The sequence below is a fragment of the Micromonospora sp. WMMD1219 genome, assembly GCF_049315215.1.
Taxonomy (GTDB): domain Bacteria; phylum Actinomycetota; class Actinomycetes; order Mycobacteriales; family Micromonosporaceae; genus Micromonospora; species Micromonospora tulbaghiae.
The window spans coordinates 6,793,588-6,812,892 of record NZ_CP186057.1; the positions used below are offsets into that span (position 1 = coordinate 6,793,588).

The following is a 19,305-nucleotide window of genomic DNA, read 5'->3' on the forward strand; positions in this document are numbered from 1 at the left end:
AGGCTAGCCAGGCAGGAACAGGCCCACCAGCTCCACGTGCTGGGTCATCGGGAACAGGTCGAAGCCGCGCAGCGCGGCCAGCCGCCAGCCCGCCTCGGCGAACGTGCGCACGTCCCGGGCGAAGGCGGCCGGGTCGCAGGCCACGTAGGCGACCGCGCGCGGCCCGGCGGCCGCCACCGCGCGGACCACCGGGGCCCCCGCGCCGGAGCGCGGCGGGTCGAGCACCACCAGGTCGACCGGGCCGGTGATCCGCCGCCGGGACAGCGCGGTCTCCACCCGGGCCGCCACCACCTCGACGCCGGCCAGGTCGGCCAGGTTCTCCCGGGCCGCGGCCACGCCGTCCGGCGCCGACTCGACGAGCGTCACCCGGGCGCCGCCGACCCGTCCGGCGAGCGCGGCGGCGAACAGGCCGGCCCCGCCGTACAGGTCCCAGGCCGTCTCGCCGGGCCTCGGGTCGAGCAGGTCGAGGACCGCGCCGGTCAGCGCGTCCGCCGCCGCCGGGTGCACCTGCCAGAACCCGGAGGCGGGCAGCGTGAAGGACCGCCCGGCCGCCGTCTCCCGGACCCGCTCCGGCCCGCTCACGGCCGTCGGAACCCCGTCGGTGTACGCGACCACGGCGACGTCCCCGCCGGTGCTGGCGACCGTCTCCACCGCGTCGGCGTCCGGCCAGCGGGCGCCGGTGGGCGGAAGCACCGGCAGCTCCTGGATCGCCGGGTGCGCGATCAGGCACCGCTCGATCGGCACCACCTCGTGCGAGCGGTGCTTGAGCAGCCCCGCCCGACCGGCCGCGTCGACCGCGTAGCGGACCCGGGAACGCCATCCCAGCGGCCCGCCGGGCAGCGCCTCGACGCGGACGCCGAGCGCGTCGATCCGCTCCGCGGTGAGGCCGCCCAGCCGGGTGAGCTGCTCGCGCACCACCGCCAGCTTCCAGTCGAGCTGGGCGGCCGGGTCGACGTGCTGGAGGTCGCAGCCGCCGCACCGGCCCGGCCGGGCGTACGGGCACGGCGGGGTGACCCGGTCCGGCGAGGCGTCCAGGATCTCCACCGCGTCGGCGCGGGCGAAGCCCCGGTGCAGCTCGGTCACCTCGGCCACGACCCGCTCGCCGGGCAACGCGTGCCGGACGAAGACCACCTGCCCGCCGACCCGGGCCACGCAGTGCCCACCCGGCGCGACCGCGTCGACGGTCAGCTCGACCCGCTCGGCCTCCTCCAGCCCGGGCCGGTCCGCCGACACAGCACCGGGACGCCCGGCCGGCGACGCAGGCCCGAACCGCTCCACGGCGCTCACGAGCGCTCCTCCCGCTCGGCGGAGGGCGTGGAGGCCACCGGCGGCGGCAGCGTGCTCTGCGGCGCCACCCGGGGGCCGCGCGCCGGGCCCCGGCTCAGCGTGGCGTCCAGCCGGTCCAGGTTCTTGCTGGCGGTGGAGGCGAGCTGCCAGGGCACGCTGGTCACCATCACGCCCGGCTCGAACAGCAGCCGGCCCTTGAGCCGCAGCGCGCTCTGGTTGTGCAGCAGGTTCTCCCACCAGCGCCCCACCACGTACTCGGGAATGAAGACGGTGACCACGTCGCGCGGCGACTCCCGGCGCACCGACGCGACGAAGTTGAGGATCGGGCGGGTGATCTCCCGGTACGGGGAGTCGATCACGGTGAGCGGCACCGGCAGCTCGCGGCGCTCCCAGTCGGCCTGGAGGTCGCGGGTGTCCTGCTCGTCCACGTTCACGGTGACCGCGGTGAGCGTGTCGGGCCGGGTGGCCCGGGCGTACGCGACGGCGCGCAGCGTCGGCTTGTGCAGCTTGCTGACCAGCACGATGGCGTGGTTGCGGGCGGGCAGGACGGCCCGCTGCTCGGTCGGCTCCAGCTCCTCGGCGATCCGGTCGTAGTGGCGGCGGATGCCGAGCATCACCACGTACATCACGGCCATCGCGACGATTGCGATCCAGGCACCGAGCAGGAACTTCGTGGCCAGCACGATGATCAGCACGACGCCGGTCATGACCATGCCGAACGTGTTGATCGCCCGGGAGCGGATCATCCTCCGGCGCGCCTCCGGGTCGCGCTCGCGGCGCAGGTGCCGGTTCCAGTGCCGGATCATGCCGGCCTGGGAGAGCGTGAACGAGACGAACACCCCGACGATGTAGAGCTGGATCAGCTTGGTCACCTCGGCCTGGAAGCCGACGATCAGCACCACCGCGAAGACGGCCAGGAACAGGATGCCGTTGGAGAACGCCAGCCGGTCGCCGCGGGTGTGCAGCTGCCGGGGCAGGTAGCGGTCCTGCGCGAGGATCGAGCCGAGCACCGGGAAACCGTTGAAGGCGGTGTTCGCGGCCAGGAACAGGATCAGCGCGGTCATCCCGGCGACCACGTAGAGCAGCACCGAGCCGCCGCCGAACACGGTCTCGCCGAGCTGGGTGGTGACCGTCTTCTGCACGTACCCGTCCGGGCCGGAGATGATCTGCGTGCGCGGGTCCTCGACGAACTGCAGGCCGGTGAGGCGGGCCAGCCAGATGATGCCGACGAGCATGGCCACCGCGATGCCGCCGAGCAACAGCAGCGTGGTCGCCGCGTTCTTCGACTTCGGGCTCTTGAACGCCGGTACGCCGTTGGAGATCGCCTCCACGCCGGTGAGCGCGGCGCAGCCGGAGGAGAACGTGCGCAGCAGCAGGAACACCAGCGCGAACCCGGTGACGCTGTGCTCGGCCTGGATCTCCAGTCCGGCGCTCGGCGCGCGCAGGTCGTCGCCGAGCACGAAGACGCGGACCAGCCCGGTCAACAGCATGCCGCCGATCACGATCACGAAGCCGTACGTGGGGATGGCGAAGGCGGTGCCCGACTCGCGCAGGCCGCGCAGGTTGATCGCGGTGAGCAGCACCACCGCGCTGACCGCGATGAGCACCTTGTGGGTGGCCACGAACGGCACCACCGAGCCGAGGTTCGCCACGCCGGAGGAGACCGAGACGGCGACGGTGAGCACGTAGTCGACGAGCAGCGCGCTCGCCACCGCGAGGCCGGCCTTGGGACCGAGGTTGACCGTCGCCACCTCGTAGTCGCCGCCGCCGGAGGGGTAGGCGTGCACGTTCTGCCGGTAGCTCGCCACCACGGTCAGCATGACCACGACGACCGCGAGCGCGACCCACGGCGAGAAGATGAACGCCGAGGCGCCGGCGATGGACAGCGTCAGGAGGATCTCGTCCGGGGCGTACGCGACGCTGGAGAGCGCATCCGAGGCGAAGACCGGCAGCGCTATGCGCTTCGGCAGCAGCGTGTGCTGGAGGCGGTCGGACCGGAACGGTCGACCGAGGAGGAGTCGCTTCAGCAGCGAGGTGGGTCGGGCCACAACCGCCAAGCGTACGACCACCGGGTCCGGGGCGCGGGGGTGGTCGATCTCCCCCGCGTGCGGCCGCGCGGTACGGTTCGGTCCCCCGCCCGGCAGGGGGACGTGGCAGGCTCGCAGACGACGGGTCGGCGGGCGGCGCCGTGGGAGGAGCGGACACCGTGCATGTGGTGATCATGGGCTGCGGCCGGGTCGGGTCGACCCTCGCCCACAGCCTGGAGGCGCGTGGACACTCGGTGGCGGTGATCGACCAGGACGCGGACGCGTTCCGCCGTCTCGGGCCCGACTTCGCCGGCATCACCGTCACCGGCGCCGGCTTCGACGGCGAGGTGCTGCGGCAGGCCGGCATCGAGCGGGCCGACGCGTTCGCGGCGGTGTCCAGCGGCGACAACTCCAACATCATCTCGGCCCGGCTGGCCCGGGAGACGTTCGGCGTGTCCCGGGTGGCGGCCCGCATCTACGACCAGCGCCGCGCCCAGGTCTACGAGCGCCTCGGCATCCCCACCGTGGCCACCGTCCGGTGGACCGCCGACCGGATGCTGCGCCACCTGGTCCCCGAGGGCAACGTGGAGATCTTCCGCGACCCGACGAGCACCGTCTCGATCATCGAGGTGCCGGTGCACAAGGACTGGATCGGCCGGCCGCTGCGGCAGCTGGAGCAGGCCGTCGGCGCCCGGGTCGCCTACCTGAACCGGTTCGGGATCGGCACCCTGCCCACCGCCTCCACGGTGATCCAGGAGGGCGACCAGGTCTACATGCTGGTGACCGACGACATCAACGGCCCGGTCACGTCGGTGGCGGCGGCGCCGCCGGAAGGGGGGCACTGAGCCATGCGGATCGCCATCGCCGGCGCCGGCAACGTGGGCCGCTCGATCGCCCAGGAGCTGATCGACAACGGCCACCAGGTGATGCTGATCGAGCGGCAGCCGAAGATGCTGCGGCCCGACCGGGTGCCGGCCGCCGACTGGGTGCTCGCCGACGCGTGCGAGCTGGCCAGCCTGGAGGAGGCCAACGTGGCCGGGTGCGACGTGGTGGTGGCCGCCACCGGCGACGACAAGGTCAACCTGGTGGTGTCGCTGCTGGCCAAGACCGAGTTCGCGGTGCCCCGCGTGGTGGCCCGGGTCAACCGGGCGGAGAACGAGTGGCTGTTCACCGAGCAGTGGGGCGTGGACGTCGCGGTGAGCAAGCCGCGGGTGATGGCGGCGCTGGTCGAGGAGGCGGTCACCGTCGGCGACCTGGTCCGGCTGATGACGTTCCGGCAGGGCGAGGCGAACCTGGTCGAGATCACGCTCCCGCCGACCGCGCCCTACGTGGGGCAGCCGATCCACGCGGTGCCGATCCCCCGGGACGCGGCGCTGGTGGCGATCGTGCGCGGCAAGCGGGTGCTGGTGCCGACGCCGGACGACCCGATCGAGGCCGGCGACGAGCTGGTGTTCGTCTGCACCGCGGCGGTGGAGGACGACGTGCGTGCGGTGATCCTCGGCCCGACGAGCGCGGACCGGCACCGGGACCGCTCCTGAGGCGGCGGCCTCAGGAACCGGGCAGCGGGGTGGGTGCGGTCTCCCGGGTGACCCGGCGCACCACCCACACCGTGATCAGCAGCAGCAGCGCGTACGGCGGGTAGCCCAGGGCGAGCCGGGCCACGCCGAGCGCGGTGTCCTGGTGGGCCAGGTAGAGCCCGGCCTGTACGCCGACCTTGGCCAGCCACACCACGCCCCACAGCACGGTGAGCTGGGTGAAGGTGCGTACCAGTTTGGGGTCGTCGCGCCACTCGGAGCGGCCCTTGGCCACCAGCACCGACCAGATCCAGCCGACCAGCGGCTGCCGGATCGCGGCCGACAGCAGCAGCGCCAGGCCGTACCCGATGCCGTAGAGGATGCCCGGCAGGTAGAAGTCGCGCTCGTCGCCGGTGCGCAGCGCCAGCAGCGCGCCGATGCCGACGCCGAACAGCCCGTTGACCGCGTGCCGCACCGGCTTGCGCTGGGCCAGCCGCAGCCCGGCGATCAGCAGCGCCACCGCCACCGAGGCGTACACCGCGGGGCGCAGCTCGCCGATCACGTTGGCGACCACGAAGACCACCACCGGGATGCTCGACTCGACCAGCCCGCGCCATCCGCCGAGCTGGTCGGCCATCTGCTCGGCGAGGCTGGGCAGCCGCTCCTCGTCCTGCGGGCCGAGGCCCGACGGGGTCTGCTGCTGTCCGGTCGTCACTTCGGCGACTCCAGCTCGTAGTACGGGTTGTAGATCACCTTGCGGTCGTCGCGCACCGCCACCCGGCCGCGCGCGGTCAGGTGGCGGCCCGGCTCGATCCCGGCGATGTGCCGGCGGCCCAGCCAGACCAGTGTCACCACGTCGTTGCCGTCGTAGAGGTCAGCTTCGAGCGTGGGCAGGTTCGTGCGGGGCGTGTAGACGACGGTACGCAGCCGCCCGGCCACCGACACCACCTGACCCCTGTTGCACTGGTGGGCGGGCGTGCCGCCGGACTCGGCGCTCTCCCGGCGCAGCTCCTGCGCCTCGATCTCGGCCTCGCTCGCGGTGAGCCGGTGCAGGAGCCGCCGCAGCGACCCCCGGCTCTCGTCGGTCGTCATGACCTCCGCGTCACCCTCTCCACAGCGGGGCCCCGCGGGCGGCGGAACCGTCCCGCCAGCGTACGCGCAGTGGCCCGCCGGCGGGAGCGGCGTGGCGCGTACCGCCGGCCGGGACCGGACACGCCGCGGGCCCGGCGCCGTTTCGCGCCGGGCCCGTGCACGTCGTGGATCAGACCTCCTGCGCGTCGGCGGCCTGCTGCTCGGCGACCTCGCGGGGCAGCCGCAGCGGCAGCGGCTCGCGCACCGGCTTGGCCTCCTGGCCGCGGTCGACGACCAGGCCGTCCAGGCAGGCCGCGAGCGGGCCGGCGGAGGCCGGGTCGGCGGCGGCCACGCCCTGGAAGACGCCGCGCACCATCCAGCGCGGGCCGTCGATGCCGACGAACCGCAGGTCGGTCGGCCCGTCCGGAGTACGCACCCGGGCGCGCAGCTCGGGCCCGTGCTCCCCCTCGACCTCCTGGACGGTCGCGCCGTCGCTCACCAGCGACTGGCGGATCTCCTCGCGCACCTCGTCCCAGATGCCCTCGGAACGGGGTGCGGCGAAGACGCCGAGCTGGAGCGCGTTCTGCCCGTGCACCAGCACGACCTGCTGGATCACGCCCTGCGGGTCGGCCTGCACCCGCACCTCGACGTCCGGCACCGCCGGGATCTGCAGGCTGCCCAGGTCGAGGCGAGGCGCCTCCGGTGCCTCGCTGACGTCGTACGGGCCGCGGTCCGGCGCCGACGGGGTCTCCTCGGCGTCGAGGACCCCATTGTCACGCGCCTCGTCGGCCCGCTTCCGGGAGAAGATCACTGCGCCCACCCTCCGCTGTTCACACTCACCCTGCCACCTCTTCGCTCTGCCCGCCGGACGGCGCCGGGACCAGCCCGGCGTGCCCGCCGGTGGACCCGTGCCCGCCCGTGCCACGCCGGGACCCGGGCAGCTCGGCCACCGGCCGGAACTCGGCCCGGGCGACCCGCTGGACCACGAGCTGCGCGATGCGGTCGCCCCGGCTGATCTTCGCCGGCGTGTCCCGATCGTGGTTGATCAGGTTGACCAGGATCTCACCCCGGTAGCCGGCGTCGACCGTACCGGGCGCGTTGAGCACCGTCACGCCGAGTCTGGCCGCGAGTCCGGATCGCGGGTGCACCAGCCCGACGTAGCCGTCCGGCAGCGCCACCGCCACGCCGGTGGGCACCAGGGCCCGGCCGCCGGGGGGCAGCTCGACGTCCGCGGCGGCCACCAGGTCCGCCCCGGCGTCGCCGGGATGGGCGTACGCCGGCAGTGGCAGCTCCGGGTCGAGCAGCCGTACGGGCACGGGTACGACGTCTGTCACGGTCATCCTCTTCCGTCCGGTCCTGCGGGGTGCCCCTGCCATCCTGCCGGTTGCCGGGCCGCTCCCGCGCCGTACCCTCGTCTGTGTGCGTCAGTCGTCATCTCCGGCCGCCCCGACGGCCACCGCCGCGCCGTACGCGGAGCGCCTCGGGCTGCCCTGGTGGGCGTGGCCGCTCGGGCTGGCCGCGGCCGTCCTGCTCGCGGTCGAGCTGTGGATGGGCGCGACCGGGGTGCGCGCCTGGCTGCCGTTCGTGCTGCTGATCCCCGCCGCGGTGGCCGCCCTGTGGTGGCTGGGCCGGATCCGGGTCGAGGTGCGCGACGGCGAGCTGCGGGTGGACGACGCCCACCTGCCGGTGCGGTACGTCGCGGACGTGGTGCCGCTGGACGCGGCCGGCCGGCGCGAGGTGCTCGGCGTCGGCTCCGACCCGCTCGCCTTCGTGGTGCAGCGCCCGTGGATCGGCGGCGCCGTGCAGGTGGTGCTGGACGACCCGGCCGACCCGACGCCGTTCTGGGTGGTCAGCACCCGGCACCCGGTCCAGCTGGCGACCGCCCTGCTGGCCGCCCGCGACGCGGCCTGACCTGCTGCCGCCCGGCCCGCACGGTCAGGACGGCGCCTCCGGCAGGGCACGCGCGGTGCGCCGCAGGTCCTTGCGCAGTTGCTCGCCGAGCGCGCGGGTGGCCCGGCGGTTGAGGTACCCGGCCACGGCGGCGCCGGTCAGGAACGGCCCGAGCGTGGTGAGGTTGCGCCCGAAGCGGCGCATCAGGCTGTCCCGCAGTTCGCGGCGGGCGGCGGTGCCGAGCACCGCGCTCACCCCGACGCCCGGCATCATCGGGTTGACCCCCCGCTGGGTGGCCCAGGACTGCACGAGCGCCACGGCACGGCCGGCGCCACCGGCCGGCAGCGGCACCCGGTGGACCTCGTGCAGCTCGCCGATCAGCTTCAGCTCGATCGCCACCACGGCCACCGTCTCGGCGGCCAGCAGCACGGGCGCGGAGAGCAGCGTGGGCGTGACCGCCCACTCGACCGCGGCCACCCCGCCGCCCGCGGCGCCGACCCCGGCGGTGGCGCGGGACGCGTTACGGACCAGCCGGTCGGCGAGCGCGTCGTCGTCCAGGCCGGGGAAGTGCCGCCGCAGCGTGGCGAGGTCGCGGATCGGCACGTGCGGGGCGACCTCGGCGACCGTGTCGGTCATCCAGCGCACCGCGGCACGGGGCTTGAACAGGTCGGTGATCCCCCGGGCGCGGGCCTGCCCGACCAGCCGGGTCAGCAGTTGGCGCCGGCGGGCCGGCGCGATGTCGTCGGCGGTCAGGGCGGCGACTGTGGCACCCAGCTCCTCGGTGTCCGGGCCGGTCGGATCGGGTGTCGTGCCCGCGCCGTCCGGGCCCCTGTCCGGTCCGGCCGCTGTCACGTCCGGCCCGGTCGGTGCCGGCCTCGCCGCCGGAGCCGGGGTCCGGTCGGCGCCGGTCCCCTCGCTGCGCTCGCTCACCCGTCCGCCCTCCCGCTCCGCGCGGCGTGGCAGCCGCCCGTAACGAGTCAAGCAGCAATCGGCCGCACGCGCACGGCGGCGGCTCGAACAGCGGCGGCCCCGTCGAGGAGGCCGCCGCTGGTGTCCTCGGTCGGGATCAGACGCACTCGCGGCAGATCAGGTCGCCGTTGCGCTCGACCGCCAGCTGGCTGCGGTGGTGGACCAGGAAGCAGCGGGCGCACCGGAACTCGTCCTGCTGCATCGGGAGGACCTTGACCGTGAGCTCCTCGTCGGCCAGATCGGCGCCGGGCAGCTCGAAGCTCTCGGCCACCTCGGCCTCGTCGACGTCCACGGCGCCCGACTGTGAGTCGACCCGCCGGGCCTTGAGCTCTTCCAGGCTGTCCTCGCCGAGGTCGACCTCGTCGCGACGCGGGGCGTCGTAGTCGGTGGCCATCGGTTTCACTCTCCAATATCGATATTGTCGCTGCCGGTTGTAACGCCGGACGACGCCGTTTCGGTTCCCCTGACCGGCCACCATCTCTGTCGGGCACCCGACCCGACGAGCGGTGGGCCGGGCTCGCCGGTGCGAAATGCCCCCGGTGAGCGCGGAACCTTACCCCCCCTGTGGGCGAGGCATGTATACCGCCCTCGCGGGAGAGATGTACGCCTCTGCGCCCGAAGTTGTTCCCAATGTGACTCAGGCGACACGAAGATAGGGGTAGTCCTACCGGTTCACCGCGTGGCGCGCCGGTATGTCGGACTGTTTCCACGCCTGAGCCGGACAAGCGTTAACCTCAGCGGCGTACTGGACGGCCGACAGGTCGCGGCCCGACCGCGTCGCCCGCCACCACCCAATCACTGTCCGGGGAGCGCCCAGGATGAGTTTTGCGCGAGTGCGGGCACTCGTTGTCGTCGGACTGCTGGCGGTCGTCGCCCTGGTCTTCGTGGTCGTCGCCGTGCTGAAGGACAGCCAGGGCACAGCCGGTACGGCGGCCGCCTGCCCGGACGGCTGGCCGCTGGTCGACCTGCGACTGCGGGAACAGAAGGACGTCAAGATCAACGTCTACAACGCCACCGACGAGGCAGGCCGGGCCGGCAGCGTCGCGGACGACTTCCGCAACCGCAAGTTCCAGGTCAAGAAGGTCGGCAACGAGAAGAAGGCGTTCGACGGCGTGGCCGAGCTGCGGTTCGGGCCCAACGCCGTGGGGTCCGCGCACCTGCTGCGCGCGTACTTCCTGAACGAGGCCAACCAGAAGTTCGACGCGAACCGCAAGGACGACGTGGTCGACGTGGTCCTGGGCAACCAGTTCCAGCAGCTCGCCACCACCACCGAGGTCAACCAGTCGCTCGGCGACCTGGGCGCGCCGCAGGCGCCGCCCGAGACCTGCCCGATGCCGATCGAGAAGTAGGCGGCGGCGCGACGACGGCACAGGGCGGTCTCCCTCCGGGGAGGCCGCCCTGTCGCGTGTGCGGCGCCGTCACGGCCCGCCGGAGGCGTCCAGGTCGACCAGCCGGTCGTGCAGCGGCCCGTGCAGCGCCGGCGGCGCGGCGAGCACCAGGTCCGGGCCGGGCGGGCGGCCGGACAGGCCGGTCACCAGCAGCCCGGCCTCCCGGGCGACCAGCCCGCCGGCGGCCAGGTCCCAGTCGGCCAGGCCCTTCTCGTAGTACGCGTCCACCCGCCCCTCGGCGGCCAGGCAGAGGTCGAGCGCGGCGGCGCCCATCCGGCGGATGTCCCGGATGTGCGGGATCAGCTCGGTCACCACCCGCGCCTGGTGGGCCCGGCGGCCGGCGTCGTAGCCGAACCCGGTGGCGACGAGCGCCTGCCCGAGGTCGGTGGCGGTGGAGCCGTGCAGCCGCTGCCCGTCGCGCCAGGCGCCGCCGCCCAGCGTCGCGGTCCACTCCTCGCCGGTGACGACGTTGCGGACCACCCCGGCGACCACCTCGCCGGCCACCTCGGCGGCCAGCGAGACGGCGCAGTACGGCAGCCCGTACAGGTAGTTCACGGTTCCGTCGATCGGGTCGAGGATCCAGCGCACGCCGTCGGGGTCGGCGGGGCCGGTCTCGCCCGCGCCGTACTCCTCGCCCAGCACCGCGTCGCCGGGCCGCCGCTGCCGCAGCGCGGCGACCACCTGCCGTTCCACCGCCCGGTCGGCGGCGGTGACCACGTCGGTCACAGTGCTCTTGGTCGCGGCCACCGAGACGCCCTCGACCCGCATCCGGTACGCGGTGGCGGCGGCCTCCCGGGCCACGTCGACAGCGATCGTGAGCAACTCCCGCGCCGTGGGCGTCGAGGTGATCATGTCTCTCCCCTTCCGGCACGATCGGGACCGGCCGTCTCGTGCGCGGGTATCATCCTTACAAAGTCCACATCTGCGCCGAATCTGCGGTCCCGGACCGCAGGTCCGCCGTGCGGCGCGGGATGATCGCGGCAGACGGCGTTACAATTCACCCTGCCCACGCGCCACGGACCGCCAGCGACCGGACGGCCCGGGACACGGGGGTCCTCAACGACTCGCCCGGCGCGGCCGTCCCATGCTGCGCCGGACGACCCGGCCGTGCTCGCTCTTTCGCCTCCGGAAGGTCTTCGTGACAGATCCCCGCCAGACCGGCGCCGACGTTCGCTCGCTCACCGACACCCTGATCGCCCACGCGCAGAGCGCCGGCGGCCAGCTCACGTCGGCCCAGCTCGCGCGCACCGTCGAGTCCGCTGAGGTGACCCCGGCCCAGGCCAAGAAGATCCTCCGCGCGCTCTCCGAGGCGGGCGTGACGGTGGTGGTGGACGGCTCGGCGAGCACCCGCCGCCGCGTCGCCGCCGCCCGGTCCGCCACCCCGGCCTCCCGCGCCACCACCGCCAAGACCACCAAGAAGGCCGCCGCGCCCGCCCCGAAGCAGGCGCCCGCCGCCGACGAGTCGCCCGCACCGGCCCCCCGGAAGGCGACCGCGCGCAAGGCCACCACCGCCGACGTGGCCAAGGCCGCGGCCCCGGCGAAGGCCACCAAGGCGACCCGCGCCACCAAGGCCACGGTGGCGGCGAAGACCGCCGCGGCCAAGCCGGCCAAGGCCGGCGGCAAGGCCGAGGGCCCCGACGGTGAGATCGACCCGGAGGAGCTGGCCGCCGAGATCGAGGACGTGGTGGTCGAGGAGCCGGCCGAGCTGACCCAGGCCGCCGAGGCCGACGCGGCCAGCTCCGCCACCGACAACGACTTCGAGTGGGACGACGAGGAGTCCGAGGCGCTCAAGCAGGCGCGCCGGGACGCCGAGCTGACCGCCTCCGCCGACTCCGTGCGGGCGTACCTGAAGCAGATCGGCAAGGTGCCGCTGCTCAACGCCGAGCAGGAGGTCGAGCTGGCCAAGCGGATCGAGGCCGGCCTCTACGCCGCCGAGCGGCTGCGCGCCGCCGACGAGGGCGAGGAGAAGCTGGTCCGCGACCTCCAGCGCGACCTGATGTGGATCTCCCGGGACGGCGAGCGGGCCAAGAACCACCTGCTGGAGGCGAACCTCCGTCTGGTGGTCTCGCTGGCCAAGCGCTACACCGGTCGCGGCATGGCCTTCCTCGACCTCATCCAGGAAGGCAACCTCGGCCTCATCCGCGCCGTCGAGAAGTTCGACTACACCAAGGGCTACAAGTTCTCCACCTACGCCACCTGGTGGATCCGCCAGGCCATCACCCGCGCCATGGCCGACCAGGCCCGCACCATCCGCATCCCGGTGCACATGGTCGAGGTGATCAACAAGCTCGGCCGGATCCAGCGCGAGCTGCTCCAGGACCTGGGCCGCGAGCCCACCCCGGAGGAGCTGGCCAAGGAGATGGACATCACACCGGAGAAGGTGCTGGAGATCCAGCAGTACGCCCGGGAGCCCATCTCGCTCGACCAGACCATCGGCGACGAGGGTGACAGCCAGCTCGGCGACTTCATCGAGGACTCCGAGGCGGTCGTCGCGGTCGACGCGGTGTCGTTCTCGCTGCTGCAGGACCAGCTCCAGCAGGTCCTCCAGACGCTGTCCGAGCGTGAGGCGGGCGTGGTGCGGCTGCGTTTCGGCCTCACCGACGGCCAGCCGCGCACTCTGGACGAGATCGGCCAGGTGTACGGCGTGACCCGGGAACGCATCCGGCAGATCGAATCCAAGACCATGTCCAAGTTGCGGCACCCCTCGCGTTCCCAGGTGCTCCGCGACTACCTGGACTGACCGCGCACGTCAACAAATCGTGCCGGTTTGATCACCAGCCGTACAACACTCTTTGGTGATCGGTCGGTTGCCTGTTTGTGATCGTTGACGTGGCACCCTTGGTGCACGGCACACTGTCCTCCACGCCAGGTGTGACCTCGGTCCCCCGCGGGCACACAGGGAAGGCAGGGCCCGAGATGGGTGTTGCACGATAGGTGAGCAACCGAAGAGAGTGTTCATCGGTGACGACCAGAGGAGGAAGGCGATGACCCCGACCCTCACGCCGCCGCCCGAGACGGTGAGCCCCCCGGCCGCCGATGAACGGTGCGACCGCTGCAATGCTGCCGGCAAGCTCCGGATCACTCTGGCGGGTGGGAGCGAGCTGGTGTTCTGTGGGCACCACGCGAACAAGTACGCGGAGGATCTCGTGAAGATCACCGTGCGCTACGCGTCGGACCCGGAGTTCAGCTGGCGTGGCGCCGATCTGATGGCGAACTGAGGTCCGACAGGAAGTCCATAACCCGACATGACCGGCCGGAGGCACCCGCAAGGGGAGCCTCCGGCCGGTTTTTCGTGTCCGGTGCGACCCGGCCGACCCGTCAGAGGGTCTGCACGGTGGCGATGCGCTCCTCGAGCTGCTCGATGGTGGCCTGCGCGCTGGGCGGGCCGCCGCAGATCCGGCGCAGCTCGGCATGGATCTTGCCGTGCGGCTGGCCGGTGTGATGGTGCCGGGCGGCCACCAGGGCGTTCAGCTGCCGCCGTAGCGCCACGCGGCGCTGGGCGGCACTCATCGGTGGGGGAGCCGCCGCCGGGGCCGCAGCGGCCGGCTCAGCGGTCCGCTGGGCGGCCCGGCGCTTCTGCGCGGCGAGCTGCTCGGCCTGCCGCTTGGTGAGCAGCAGCGAGACCTGGTCGGCGGTGAGCAGCCCGGGCAGGCCGAGGTATTCCTCCTCCTCCGGCGTGCCGGCCTGGGCGGCGGTGCCGAAGGAGGCCCCGTCGAAGATCACCTGGTCCAGCTCGGCGGTCGCGGAGAGCGCGGCGAAACGCTTCTCCAGCTCCCCGCTGGCGCCGTCGTCGCGCTGGGCGCGCTCCAGCAGGTCGTCGTCGAAGCCCTCGCGGTCCTTCGGCTTGCCGAGCACGTGGTCCCGCTCGGCCTCCATCTCGCTGGCGAGCCCGAGCAGGTGCGGCACGCTGGGCAGGAAGACCGACGCGGTCTCGCCGGAGCGGCGGGCCCGGACGAACCGGCCGATCGCCTGCGCGAAGTACAGCGGGGTGCTGGCGCTCGTCGCGTACACGCCGACGGCGAGCCGGGGGATGTCGACGCCCTCGGACACCATCCGCACCGCGACCAGCCACCGTTGCTGTGAGGCGGCGAACGTCGCGATCCGCGCGGACGCGCCCTGGTCGTCGGAGAGCACCACGGCGGCCTTCTCACCGGTCACCTGCTCCAGCAGCTTCGCGTACGAGCGGGCCACCTGCTGGTCGCTGGCGATGACCAGGCCGCCCGCGTCGGGCATGCCGTTGGCCCGCAGCACGCTGAGCCGGGCGTCGGCGGCGCGCAGCACCTGCGGCATCCAGTCGCCGGCCGGGTCGAGCGCGGTACGCCACGCCTGGGCGATCAGGTCCTGCGTCATCGGCTCGCCGAGGCGGGCGGCCAGTTCCTCGCCGGCGTTGGTGCGCCACCGGGTCTCCCCCGAGTACGCCAGGAACAGCACCGGCCGGACCACGCCGTCGCGCAGCGCGTCGGAGTAGCCGTAGACCGAGTCGGCGCGGGAGCGCAGCAGCCCGTCGCCGCCACGCTCGTAGCTGACGAACGGGATCGGGTTGTCGTCGGAGCGGAACGGCGTACCGGTGAGCATCAGCCGGCGTACCGCGGGCTCGAACGCCGCCTTCACACCGTCGCCCCAGGTACGGGAGTCGCCGGCGTGGTGGATCTCGTCGAGGATGACGAGCGTGCGGCGGGTCATGGTGCGGCGCCGGTGCACCTGCGGCGCCATGCCCACCTGGGCGTAGGTGACCACCGCGCCGTGGAAGTCGGCCGCGGAGTGCAGGTCGGCGTTGCGGAACGCGGCGTCGAGCTGGATGCCGACCCGGGCGGCGGCCTGCGCCCACTGGGTCTTGAGGTGCTCGGTCGGCGCGACCACGGTGACCGCCTCGACGCTGCCGTCGGCGAGCAGCTCGGCGGCGATGCGCAGCGCGAACGTGGTCTTACCGGCGCCGGGCGTGGCGACAGCGGTGAAGTCCTCGGTCCGGCGGCGCAGGTATTCCACGAGCGCCTTGCGTTGCCAGGCGCGCAGGGGCGGGAACGTGTCGAGCGCCGGCATCCGCGGTGGCACGCGTAGCTCCTCTCCGCCGCGGACGGCGGCGGGCCCGACCGGGGCCACGGGAGCCGCCGCCCATGAAAACGCCCTCGCGCATCCGGTGCCGCGAAGGCCGGGGTCAGCATAACCAGCGCGGGCCGTACGCCCCACTCGACGCCACGCCTGTCACATCCACCCACCCCGGCGCACGGCGGGTCAGGGCAGTGGTCCCCGGGTGCCGGTGCGCGGCGGCCGCATCGTCGCCACCGGTGCGGACCAGCGGCGGCGCAGCGCGATCAGGCGCAGCCCGAACACGAACATCGCGGCGCCGGTGAGCGGCACGGCGGTGGCCTGTCCGCACGCCGACAGCAGCGCCACCGCGATCGAACCGGCGAGCGCGGCCAGCGCGTAGATCTCGCGACGCAGCACCACCGGGATCTCGCCGGTGAGCAGGTCCCGGCCCAGCCCGCCGCCGATCGCGGTGAGCATGCCGATCATGCAGGCGCCGACGGCCGGGACGGCGGCGTCGAGGGCCTTGAGCGTGCCGGTGACGGTGAACAGGCCGAGGCCGGCGGCGTCGAGCACCAGCACGGTGGTGCGCAGCCGGGCGAGCTGGGGGTGCAGCCAGAACACGGCGGTGGCGACGACTGCGGCGGTGGCGGCGTAGCGCCAGTCGGCGAACGCCAGCGGGGGTACCTCGTCGATCGCCAGGTCGCGGAAGATGCCGCCGCCGAGCGCGGCGACCACGCCGACGAAGACCACCCCGAACAGGTCGAGCCGTTTCGCCACCGCCGCGGAGGCGCCGGAGGCGGCGAAGACCGCCACGCCGGTCAGATCGGCGAGCAGAAGGGGGGTGGAGGTGGTCACCGCCGCAGGTTACGTCCAGGGGCGGCGGAGCCGCCCGGGATCACTCGGCGTACGAGTCGTAGATCTCCTTGCACTTCGGGCACACCGGCGAGCCCGGCTTGGCCGCCTTGGTGACCGGGAACGTCTCGCCGCAGAGCGCGACCACGTAGGTGCCCATGACGGCACTCTCGGCGATCTTCTCCTTGCGGACGTAGTGGAACATCTCCGGACCAGTGTCCGCGTCCTTCAGCTCGGGACGCTCGAGAACCTCTGTGCTCACGACTACACCTCCGGCGTTCCAGTTTTGCAGGTCGGTCCGCCCCGGTCCACCTGGGCCCCGGCCGGAGGCGGCCCGTACGGTAGCCGACGTGACCAACTTTCACATCAGTCTCGGTAGTGAGGTGGCCGACGCCCTGCGGGACGGCCGCCCGGTCGTGGCGTTGGAGAGCACGATCGTCTCGCACGGGCTGCCCCGGCCGGACAACCTGCGCGTGGCGCGCGAGATCGAGCAGGCGGTACGGGACGCGGGGGCGGTGCCGGCCACCATCGGCATGGTCGCCGGCAGGCTGCGGGTCGGGCTGGACGACGACCAGCTCACCCGGCTCGCCACCGTCGACGGCGTGAGCAAGCTCTCGGTCCGCGACCTGGCCCCGGCGGCGGCCACCGGAGCGGACGGCGCCACCACCGTCGCGGCCACGAGCGCGGTCGCGGCGGCGGCCGGGATCGGCGTGTTCGCCACCGGCGGGCTCGGCGGCGTGCACCGCGAGGCGGCGCAGACGTTCGACGAGTCGGCCGATCTGGTCACGCTGGCCCGGACGCCGATCGCCGTGGTCTGCGCCGGGGTGAAGTCGATCCTCGACGTGGGGGCCACGCTGGAGCGGCTGGAGACGCTCGGGGTGGGCGTGGTCGGCTACCGCACCCGCCGGTTCCCCGGCTTCTACCTCACCGACGCGGGCTTCGACCTGGACTGGTCGGTCGAGTCGCCGGAGCAGGTGGCCGACGTGCTGGCCGCCCGCGCGGCGCACGGCGTGCACCACGGCGGCCTGGTGGTGGCCAACCCGCTGCCCGCCGACGAGCAGCTCGACCCGGCGCTGCACGACCGCACGCTCGCCGAAGGACTGGCGGCGCTGGCCCGCGAGGGGATCACCGGCAAGGCGGTCACCCCGTTCCTGCTGTCGCACTTCCACTCCGCGACCGAGGGCGCGAGCCTGGCGGTGAACGTCCGGATCATCCTGCGCAACGCCGATCTCGCGGCCCGGATCGCGGTCGCCGCGGCGACCACCTCATGAGCGGGAGGCCGCGCATCGTCGTCGTCGGCGACGTGATCACCGACGTGCTCGCGGTGCTGTCCGGGCCGCTGGCGACCGGCTCGGACACGGCGGCCGGGATCCGGTTCAGCGGCGGCGGGCAGGCGGCGAACACCGCGGCCTGGCTCGCCGGGCAGGGCGCGGCGGTGACGCTGGTCGCCGCCGTGGGCGACGACGAGACCGGCCGGGAGCGGGTGGCCGAGCTGACCCGGATCGGTGTCGAGTGCGCGGTGGAGCGGCACGAGGGCTACCCGACCGGCACCGTCATCGTGCTCGCCCACGACGGGGAGCGCACGATGATCAGCCAGCGGGGCGCGAACCTGCGGCTGACCGCCGGGCACGTGGACGCGGCGCTGGCCGCCGCGCCCGACGCCGGGCATCTGCACCTGTCCGCGTACACCCTGTTGGACGTCGGGTCGCGCGGCGCCGGCCTGCGCGCGCTGGCCACGGCCCGCGAGCGCGGGCTGACCGTCAGCGTCGACGCGGCGTCCGCGGCGCCGCTGCGGCGCGTCGGCGGGGCGTTCCTGACCTGGGTACGCGACGTCGACCTGCTGCTGGTCAACACGGACGAGGCGACGGTGCTGGCCGGCGGGCTGGACCCGGCGGCGCAGGCGCGGGCGCTCACAGCGGTGGCGCACCGGGTGGTGGTCAAGCGCGGCGCGGCGGGCGCGGTGTGGGTGGAGCGCGGCGGTGTGGTGGAGTTCGCGCCCGCGCCCGGGGTGGACGTGGTGGACGTGACCGGCGCCGGGGACGCGTTCGCGGCCGGGCTGCTCACCGCGTGGCTGGCCGGCGCCGACCCGCGTGCCGCGCTGGCCCGGGCCGGTGACCTGGGCGCGCTCGCCGTGACGACAGTAGGCGCCCGCCCGGCGCCCTGACGCCGGCGGCCGGTCCGGGCGACGCTCCGCCCGGGCCGGTCAGGGCTCGGCGTCGATGATCTTGTGCGGGTTCTCCTCGGCGGTGAGGGCCGTCGGCGCGGGCTCCTCGCGGCGCCGGTTCTGGAACCGGTTCGCCAGGCGGTGCTCCTCCTTGGGCGGCCGGTCGTTCGCCAGCAGCACCGCCAGCCAGGGCACGAGCACCATGCCGAGCGCGCACAGCGGCAGCCAGAGCCAGAGCAGCGGTGCCTTCGCGCCGACCAGGATCGCGCCGGCCACCAGACACGCGACCCGGATGGCCATCATCAGCACGTAACGCTTCTGCCGGCTGTTGAGCTGGTCGTCCTGGCTGCGCGGGGCGTCGGTGATCAGTATCGGCTGGTACGCCTGACGCTTCACCACGGACCTCCTACGAGGGGATAGGGCCCATCCTGTCACTCCGGACGGATGATCGGCGAAAATCGTGACAGCCCGGTACGTGTTACGTGCGTGGTACGCTTCGCCCGTGGCCAACCGGTTCAGCTTCACCGACGAGGCGCTGGCGAACCTGCGGGTCTACGACGTCACACCCGGGGAAGTCTGGGAGGCCCTGCACAGCAACCGCCGGGTCATCCGCCACCTCGGGGACGACGTCATGGTGGTCTACGCCACCGACCACCGCGGCCGGCGGCTCGCCGTGCTGCTGGCCGAGGCCGACGGCACCGACAACGACTGGGACATCCTCTCCGCCCGCGAGCTGAGCGACGTCGAGGCCAAGCGCTACGACGAGGCGGTGCGGAACTCACGCCGACGAGGAGGCGGTCACGATGCACCGTGACGAGGCGACCAAGCGGTTCCACTCCGGAGGCGACGCGTTCGCCGACCTGATCGACGACACGTCACCGGCGCAGCTGCCCACCCCCGACACCGACGTGCCGATGGTCAGCCGGTCGGTCCGGCTCCCGCTGGAGACGTACGAGCGGGTCCGCGCCGCCGCCGACGCGCGCGGCATCGGGGTGACCACACTGATGCGGCAGTGGATCGAGGCCGGCCTGGCCGACCTGGACGACTCGGCCACCGTCTCGCTGGCCGACGTACGCCGCGCGCTGGCGTCGCTGTCCCGCCCGACCGCCGCCTGA

The 19,305-nt window shown here is 73.7% G+C and carries 23 protein-coding genes; 10 read left to right on the forward strand and 13 right to left on the reverse strand.

What is annotated here, in order from left to right; translation table 11 throughout:
* Positions 1-3 precede the first annotated feature (3 nt).
* Positions 4-1,233, reverse strand: coding sequence for a class I SAM-dependent RNA methyltransferase (locus ACN27C_RS31695; RefSeq protein WP_422751696.1), 1,230 nt, complete (start codon positions 1,231-1,233; stop codon positions 4-6).
* A 50-nt stretch (positions 1,234-1,283) separates the two neighbouring features.
* Entirely contained in the window at positions 1,284-3,335 is a 2,052-nt protein-coding gene (locus ACN27C_RS31700; RefSeq protein ID WP_364814459.1) for an APC family permease, read from the reverse strand.
* Between the two features lie 158 nt (positions 3,336-3,493).
* On the opposite strand from ACN27C_RS31700, the gene ACN27C_RS31705 reads away from it, so the two are divergent.
* Together ACN27C_RS31705 and ACN27C_RS31710 are read left to right on the forward strand one after the other, a co-directional pair.
* Positions 3,494-4,159, forward strand: coding sequence for a potassium channel family protein (locus ACN27C_RS31705; RefSeq protein WP_120571019.1), 666 nt, complete (start codon positions 3,494-3,496; stop codon positions 4,157-4,159).
* Between the two features lie 3 nt (positions 4,160-4,162).
* A complete protein-coding gene (locus ACN27C_RS31710; protein WP_120571020.1) occupies positions 4,163-4,852 on the forward strand; it encodes a potassium channel family protein in 690 nt (229 codons plus the stop codon).
* A 10-nt stretch (positions 4,853-4,862) separates the two neighbouring features.
* On the opposite strand, the gene ACN27C_RS31715 is transcribed toward ACN27C_RS31710, so the two are convergent.
* From ACN27C_RS31715 to dut, 4 genes are all read right to left on the reverse strand, one after another.
* The gene (locus ACN27C_RS31715) at positions 4,863-5,543 is read right to left on the reverse strand and encodes a DUF3159 domain-containing protein (protein WP_422750002.1); all 681 of its coding nucleotides are present in this window, start codon (positions 5,541-5,543) and stop codon (positions 4,863-4,865) included.
* Positions 5,540-5,920 carry an OB-fold nucleic acid binding domain-containing protein gene (locus ACN27C_RS31720; protein ID WP_013284795.1) on the reverse strand — a complete coding sequence of 127 codons (381 nt, stop codon included), beginning with the start codon at positions 5,918-5,920 and terminating at the stop codon, positions 5,540-5,542. Before ACN27C_RS31720 ends, ACN27C_RS31715 begins: the two co-directional genes overlap by 4 nt.
* Positions 5,921-6,089: 169 nt before the next feature.
* Positions 6,090-6,710: a DUF3710 domain-containing protein gene (locus ACN27C_RS31725; protein WP_422750004.1), complete on the reverse strand. Its 621-nt coding sequence runs from the start codon at positions 6,708-6,710 to the stop codon at positions 6,090-6,092.
* A gap of 25 nt (positions 6,711-6,735) precedes the next feature.
* Positions 6,736-7,233, reverse strand: coding sequence for a dUTP diphosphatase (gene dut / locus ACN27C_RS31730; protein WP_199733147.1), 498 nt, complete (start codon positions 7,231-7,233; stop codon positions 6,736-6,738).
* An 85-nt stretch (positions 7,234-7,318) separates the two neighbouring features.
* Between dut and ACN27C_RS31735 the strand changes: the two genes are divergently transcribed.
* The gene (locus ACN27C_RS31735; RefSeq protein WP_120571024.1) at positions 7,319-7,810 is read left to right on the forward strand and encodes a DUF3093 domain-containing protein; all 492 of its coding nucleotides are present in this window, start codon (positions 7,319-7,321) and stop codon (positions 7,808-7,810) included.
* A 24-nt stretch (positions 7,811-7,834) separates the two neighbouring features.
* On the opposite strand, the gene ACN27C_RS31740 is transcribed toward ACN27C_RS31735, so the two are convergent.
* The gene (locus tag ACN27C_RS31740; RefSeq protein WP_121684302.1) at positions 7,835-8,641 is read right to left on the reverse strand and encodes a hypothetical protein; all 807 of its coding nucleotides are present in this window, start codon (positions 8,639-8,641) and stop codon (positions 7,835-7,837) included.
* A 214-nt stretch (positions 8,642-8,855) separates the two neighbouring features.
* Positions 8,856-9,152, reverse strand: a complete 297-nt coding sequence (locus tag ACN27C_RS31745) for a DUF4193 domain-containing protein (RefSeq protein WP_013284790.1) — start codon at positions 9,150-9,152, stop codon at positions 8,856-8,858.
* A 439-nt stretch (positions 9,153-9,591) separates the two neighbouring features.
* Between ACN27C_RS31745 and ACN27C_RS31750 the strand changes: the two genes are divergently transcribed.
* Positions 9,592-10,107 carry a LytR C-terminal domain-containing protein gene (locus tag ACN27C_RS31750; protein WP_422751697.1) on the forward strand — a complete coding sequence of 172 codons (516 nt, stop codon included), beginning with the start codon at positions 9,592-9,594 and terminating at the stop codon, positions 10,105-10,107.
* A 69-nt stretch (positions 10,108-10,176) separates the two neighbouring features.
* Here the strand turns inward: ACN27C_RS31750 and ACN27C_RS31755 are convergent, their stop codons facing one another.
* A complete protein-coding gene (locus ACN27C_RS31755; protein WP_121684287.1) occupies positions 10,177-10,998 on the reverse strand; it encodes an inositol monophosphatase family protein in 822 nt (273 codons plus the stop codon).
* 286 nt (positions 10,999-11,284) lie between these two features.
* On the opposite strand from ACN27C_RS31755, the gene ACN27C_RS31760 reads away from it, so the two are divergent.
* Together ACN27C_RS31760 and ACN27C_RS31765 are read left to right on the forward strand one after the other, a co-directional pair.
* On the forward strand, positions 11,285-12,886 hold the full coding sequence (locus ACN27C_RS31760; RefSeq protein ID WP_121684303.1) for an RNA polymerase sigma factor: 1,602 nt from the start codon (positions 11,285-11,287) through the stop codon (positions 12,884-12,886).
* 244 nt (positions 12,887-13,130) lie between these two features.
* Positions 13,131-13,364 (forward strand): DUF7455 domain-containing protein, encoded by a 234-nt coding sequence (locus ACN27C_RS31765; RefSeq protein WP_013284786.1) that lies wholly within the window; start codon positions 13,131-13,133, stop codon positions 13,362-13,364.
* A 100-nt stretch (positions 13,365-13,464) separates the two neighbouring features.
* On the opposite strand, the gene ACN27C_RS31770 is transcribed toward ACN27C_RS31765, so the two are convergent.
* The 3 genes from ACN27C_RS31770 to ACN27C_RS31780 all read right to left on the reverse strand — a co-directional run bounded on the left by ACN27C_RS31770 (position 13,465) and on the right by ACN27C_RS31780 (position 16,288).
* Positions 13,465-15,186, reverse strand: a complete 1,722-nt coding sequence (locus ACN27C_RS31770) for a DEAD/DEAH box helicase (RefSeq protein ID WP_120573908.1) — start codon at positions 15,184-15,186, stop codon at positions 13,465-13,467.
* Between the two features lie 192 nt (positions 15,187-15,378).
* The gene (locus ACN27C_RS31775) at positions 15,379-16,029 is read right to left on the reverse strand and encodes a trimeric intracellular cation channel family protein (protein WP_145754656.1); all 651 of its coding nucleotides are present in this window, start codon (positions 16,027-16,029) and stop codon (positions 15,379-15,381) included.
* A gap of 40 nt (positions 16,030-16,069) precedes the next feature.
* Positions 16,070-16,288, reverse strand: a complete 219-nt coding sequence (locus tag ACN27C_RS31780) for a DUF3039 domain-containing protein (RefSeq protein ID WP_013284783.1) — start codon at positions 16,286-16,288, stop codon at positions 16,070-16,072.
* 88 nt (positions 16,289-16,376) lie between these two features.
* Between ACN27C_RS31780 and ACN27C_RS31785 the strand changes: the two genes are divergently transcribed.
* Positions 16,377-17,297: a pseudouridine-5'-phosphate glycosidase gene (locus tag ACN27C_RS31785; protein ID WP_120571028.1), complete on the forward strand. Its 921-nt coding sequence runs from the start codon at positions 16,377-16,379 to the stop codon at positions 17,295-17,297.
* Entirely contained in the window at positions 17,294-18,190 is an 897-nt protein-coding gene (locus ACN27C_RS31790; RefSeq protein WP_120571029.1) for a carbohydrate kinase family protein, read from the forward strand. The genes ACN27C_RS31785 and ACN27C_RS31790 overlap by 4 nt, the downstream gene beginning before the upstream one ends.
* A gap of 39 nt (positions 18,191-18,229) precedes the next feature.
* On the opposite strand, the gene ACN27C_RS31795 is transcribed toward ACN27C_RS31790, so the two are convergent.
* On the reverse strand, positions 18,230-18,586 hold the full coding sequence (locus ACN27C_RS31795) for a DUF3099 domain-containing protein (RefSeq protein ID WP_013284780.1): 357 nt from the start codon (positions 18,584-18,586) through the stop codon (positions 18,230-18,232).
* Between the two features lie 106 nt (positions 18,587-18,692).
* Here ACN27C_RS31795 and ACN27C_RS31800 point away from each other — a divergent pair, with 106 nt between their 5' ends.
* Both ACN27C_RS31800 and ACN27C_RS31805 read left to right on the forward strand, forming a co-directional pair.
* A complete protein-coding gene (locus ACN27C_RS31800) occupies positions 18,693-19,004 on the forward strand; it encodes a hypothetical protein (protein ID WP_216932656.1) in 312 nt (103 codons plus the stop codon).
* Complete coding sequence (locus ACN27C_RS31805; RefSeq protein ID WP_121684289.1) at positions 18,994-19,305, forward strand: hypothetical protein; 312 nt, start codon at positions 18,994-18,996, stop codon at positions 19,303-19,305. The genes ACN27C_RS31800 and ACN27C_RS31805 overlap by 11 nt, the downstream gene beginning before the upstream one ends.